4 protein-coding genes and 1 pseudogene are annotated in these 4109 nt (G+C 34.8%); all 5 read left to right on the forward strand.

The features are described from left to right. Positions 1-535: homoserine kinase (locus VNJ50_RS01865; RefSeq protein WP_325578506.1), on the forward strand; the 535-nt coding region annotated here is incomplete at its 5' end. Between the two features lie 76 nt (positions 536-611). Further along, the gene (locus tag VNJ50_RS01870; RefSeq protein WP_325578508.1) at positions 612-968 is read left to right on the forward strand and encodes a four helix bundle protein; all 357 of its coding nucleotides are present in this window, start codon (positions 612-614) and stop codon (positions 966-968) included. A 76-nt stretch (positions 969-1044) separates the two neighbouring features. Further along, positions 1045-2349, forward strand: coding sequence for a threonine synthase (gene thrC, locus VNJ50_RS01875; protein WP_325578510.1), 1305 nt, complete (start codon positions 1045-1047; stop codon positions 2347-2349). Between the two features lie 265 nt (positions 2350-2614). Further along, a complete protein-coding gene (gene gcvT, locus VNJ50_RS01880) occupies positions 2615-3697 on the forward strand; it encodes a glycine cleavage system aminomethyltransferase GcvT (protein ID WP_325578512.1) in 1083 nt (360 codons plus the stop codon). 146 nt (positions 3698-3843) lie between these two features. Next, a pseudogene (locus tag VNJ50_RS01885) lies at positions 3844-4109 on the forward strand (dTDP-4-dehydrorhamnose reductase); the annotation flags it as partial.

The following is a 4109-nucleotide window of genomic DNA, read 5'->3' on the forward strand; positions in this document are numbered from 1 at the left end:
GGCAAGTGGTAGTGAACATGCCGATAATTTGGCACCTGGTATTTTTGGCGGATTTACTTTGGTAAAAAGCACGCATCCATTAGAAATTTTGCAATTACCAACACCAAAAGATATTTACGCAACCATTATTCATCCATTAATAGAAATAAAAACTTCGGATGCCCGCGCCATTCTTCCTAAAACATTTCCTTTAAAAGATGTCATCACACAATGGGCAAATTTAGGAAGTTTAGTGCATGCCCTACATACCAGTGATTATGAGTTATTAAAAAGAAGCTTACACGATGTGATAGTCGAACCGCACCGAAGCCAATTGATTCCGCACTTTGAAGAAGTGAAATCAGGAGCTTTAAAACATGGTGCTTTAGGCACGAGCATTGCGGGGGCTGGGCCTTCTATTTTTGCACTTTCAAAAGGAATTGAGAATGCCAAAAATGTAGAAAAAGCGATGCGAAATATCTATTCGGAAACAGGAATTAAATTTGAAACCCATGTGTCAGAAATTAATACGCAAGGGATTCGAGAAATTTTATAAAAGATGCGTGATGACGGAAGACGGATGACCGATGAACCAATGAATTTGAATAAAACTTTACAAAAACTGATAGAAGATGAATAAATTTAAATTTGAAAAGCTTATTATCTGGCAAAAATCTATGAATTTAGGCGAAGAAATTGATTCCTTGGCGGAATCTTTTCCTGATAAAGAAAAGTTTAATTTATCTTCTCAAATAAGACGTGCCGCTGATTCAATAGCATTAAATATTTCAGAAGGTTCAATTGGACAAAGTAATCCTGAACAAAAGAAATTTATGGGTTATGCCATTCGCTCTTTAGCTGAAGTCGTAACCTGTCTTCATAAAGCAAAAAGAAGAAACTATTTAAACTTAATTCATTTCGAAAATTTATATGGGAAATCGTATGAATTAATGAACATGATGATCGCATTTAAAAACAAAATAAATTAACTAATTATAACTTATCAACATTGACTCCTGTCATCGGTCATCGGTCACCAGTCAATCTATCCATTCACCAACTATTATGAAATATTATTCACTAAACAAAAAAGCACCAAACGCGACTTTTAAAGACGCCGTCATTAAAGGCATTGCACCCGATAAAGGTTTGTATTTCCCAGAAAACATCACACCTCTCCCCGATTCTTTTTTTGAAAACATAGATACTTTATCCTATGAAACAATTGCTTTTGAAGCCATAAAACAATTTGTAACACCAGATATTCCTGAAGATGTTTTAAAGACCATCATTGCCGAAACCTTAGCATTCGACTTCCCTGTGGTTGAAATCAATAAAGAAATATCCACATTAGAGTTATTTCATGGACCAACCATGGCCTTCAAAGATGTGGGTGCCCGATTTATGGCTCGCTGTTTAGGCTATTTTAATCAAAACAACACCAAAAATGTTACAGTTTTAGTAGCCACTTCTGGCGATACCGGAGGTGCTGTCGCCCACGGTTTTTTGGGAGTGAAAGGCGTGAACGTTGTGATTTTATATCCAAGTGGAAAAGTAAGCTATATTCAAGAAAAGCAACTGACCACGCTCAAAAAAAACATTACCGCTCTAGAAGTTGATGGTGTTTTTGACGATTGCCAAGATATGGTAAAACGTGCTTTTTTAGATGAAGAGTTGACCAATAAAATGCAGCTAACGTCAGCAAACTCCATTAACGTGGCGCGCTGGCTCCCACAAATGTTTTATTTCTTTTTTGCTTATAAACAATTGCACAAAACCCATAAAAACATTGTGTTTTCTGTACCAAGTGGCAATTTTGGAAATATTTGTGCCGGAATGATGGCCAAGCAATTAGGATTGCCCATCCATCATTTTATCGCTTCCAATAATGAAAACAATGTGGTTACAGAATATCTGAAGACTCAATTATACCAACCAAAACCATCCATTCAAACTATTAGCAATGCTATGGATGTTGGAAATCCAAGTAATTTTATAAGAATTCAGGAAATTTATAAAAACAATTTCGAAAATCTAAAATCTGATTTGTCATCTTATAGTTTTTCTGATGATGAAACCAGAAACGGTCTAATTGAACTATATGAAGACCACAATTATATTGCCGATCCACACGGTGCCGTTGGATTTTTGGGCTGTAAAGCCTATTTAGAAAACGATAAAAATGCACATTGTGTCTTTTTGGAAACTGCTCATCCCACTAAATTTCTGGATATTGTTACTGACATTATCAAAGAAAACATGGCACTACCACCACAAATTGAAGCCGTTATTGATAAAAAGAAAAAAGCAATCCCCATATCAAATTATGAGGACCTGAAAAACGAACTTATAAAAACAATAGCACAATAATCAAACCAAATGGAAACCTATTTTTAATTGGAACCTTGGTTTTTAAAATAGATAATTTTCGATACTTTTGCGATGAATTATGCTAGATATAATAAGGATTATCCAGTTTTTACACCATAATTTTAAAAATTATCTTTTCAAATATGGGCTTTCTATAGAGAAATTTGTGGATTATTAATATTGTTTATCGTTATTGTCCTAGTTTAGTTTTTAACCAAACAATTCTAAATAAAATTTTCGCTTCTGCGGATATAAAAAATAATTTATGAAAGATATTACCTTAAAATCAACGCACGAAGCTCTTGGTGCTAAAATGGTTCCTTATGCCGGATTTAATATGCCCGTACAGTATGAAGGGGTTAGCATAGAGCACGAAACTGTTAGAAACGGAATTGGTGTTTTTGATGTTTCGCACATGGGCGAATTTTTAATTGAAGGCCCTCATGCTTTGGAGTTAATCCAAAAAACCTGTAGTAATGATGCTTCCAAATTAACCATAGGAAAAGCACAATACAGCTATTTACCAAATGAAACTGGCGGAATTATCGATGATTTGATCATCTATAAAATGAAAGAAGAAAGCTACTTATTGGTCGTTAATGCCAGTAATATCGAAAAAGATTGGAATTGGATAAATTCCAAAAATGACGTTGGTGCTGTTGTAAGAGATCTTTCACCAGAATATTCTTTATTGGCCATTCAAGGTCCAAAAGCGGTTGAGGCCATGCAAAGCTTAACGAGCCATAATCTTACCGACCTTAAATTTTACAACTTTGTAGTAGGTGATTTTGCTGGTATCGACAATGTTATTATATCTGCAACGGGTTATACCGGTAGTGGCGGATTTGAAATTTATTGTAAGAATTCTGAAGTCAAACAAATTTGGGATAAAGTTTTTGAAGCGGGTGCAGATTATGGTATTAAACCTATCGGATTAGCTGCTCGTGATACGTTGCGCTTAGAAATGGGCTATTGTTTATACGGGAATGATATTGACGAAACCACCTCTCCTATTGCCGCTGGATTAGGTTGGGTAACAAAATTCACTAAAGATTTCACCAATAGTGAAGCCCTAAAAGCTGAAAAAGAAAACGGACCGAAATCTAAATTAATAGGTTTTGAATTAGACGAAAAAGGGATTCCGCGTCAAGGTTATGATATTGTTGATGAAGATGGAAATGTTATTGGCATCGTAACATCCGGAACTATGTCGCCATCATTGCACAAAGGTATCGGTCTTGGTTATGTACCACCAGTTTTATCAGAAGCAGGCAGTAAAATCTTTATTCAGATTAGAAAAAATAAAGTTCCGGCAACGGTTGTAAAAACACCTTTTTATAAAGCATAATACTTATTTTTTAAAATAATTTATCGGCAAAAGTGCAGACCTTAATTACCGCGTCTCACTTTTGCCTATTTTTTTATAATCTTTTCACTATTTTATGGAATGGATTATTTCACAATATCGTCCGTTTTTAAAATTTGACTGAATTTATGTTGACACCAAACAACAAACACCGCATTCTTATTCTTGGAGCCAGTGGCTTTTTAGGAAATGCTTTGTATAAGGAATTGTGTCCATATTTTAAAACCTTTGGTACGTATCATACATCAACCAAACCGTACGAAAATAATAAACACTTTTTCCATTTCAATATTGAAGAAGATGACATTTTTGAGATTTTAGAAGTGCTTCAACCTTCGATTATCATATCGTGTTTACGTGGCAATTTTCATGCACAGGTCATTACCCATGAGCA

It is taken from the genome of Gelidibacter sp. (genome assembly GCF_035577925.1).
Lineage (GTDB): Bacteria > Bacteroidota > Bacteroidia > Flavobacteriales > Flavobacteriaceae > Gelidibacter.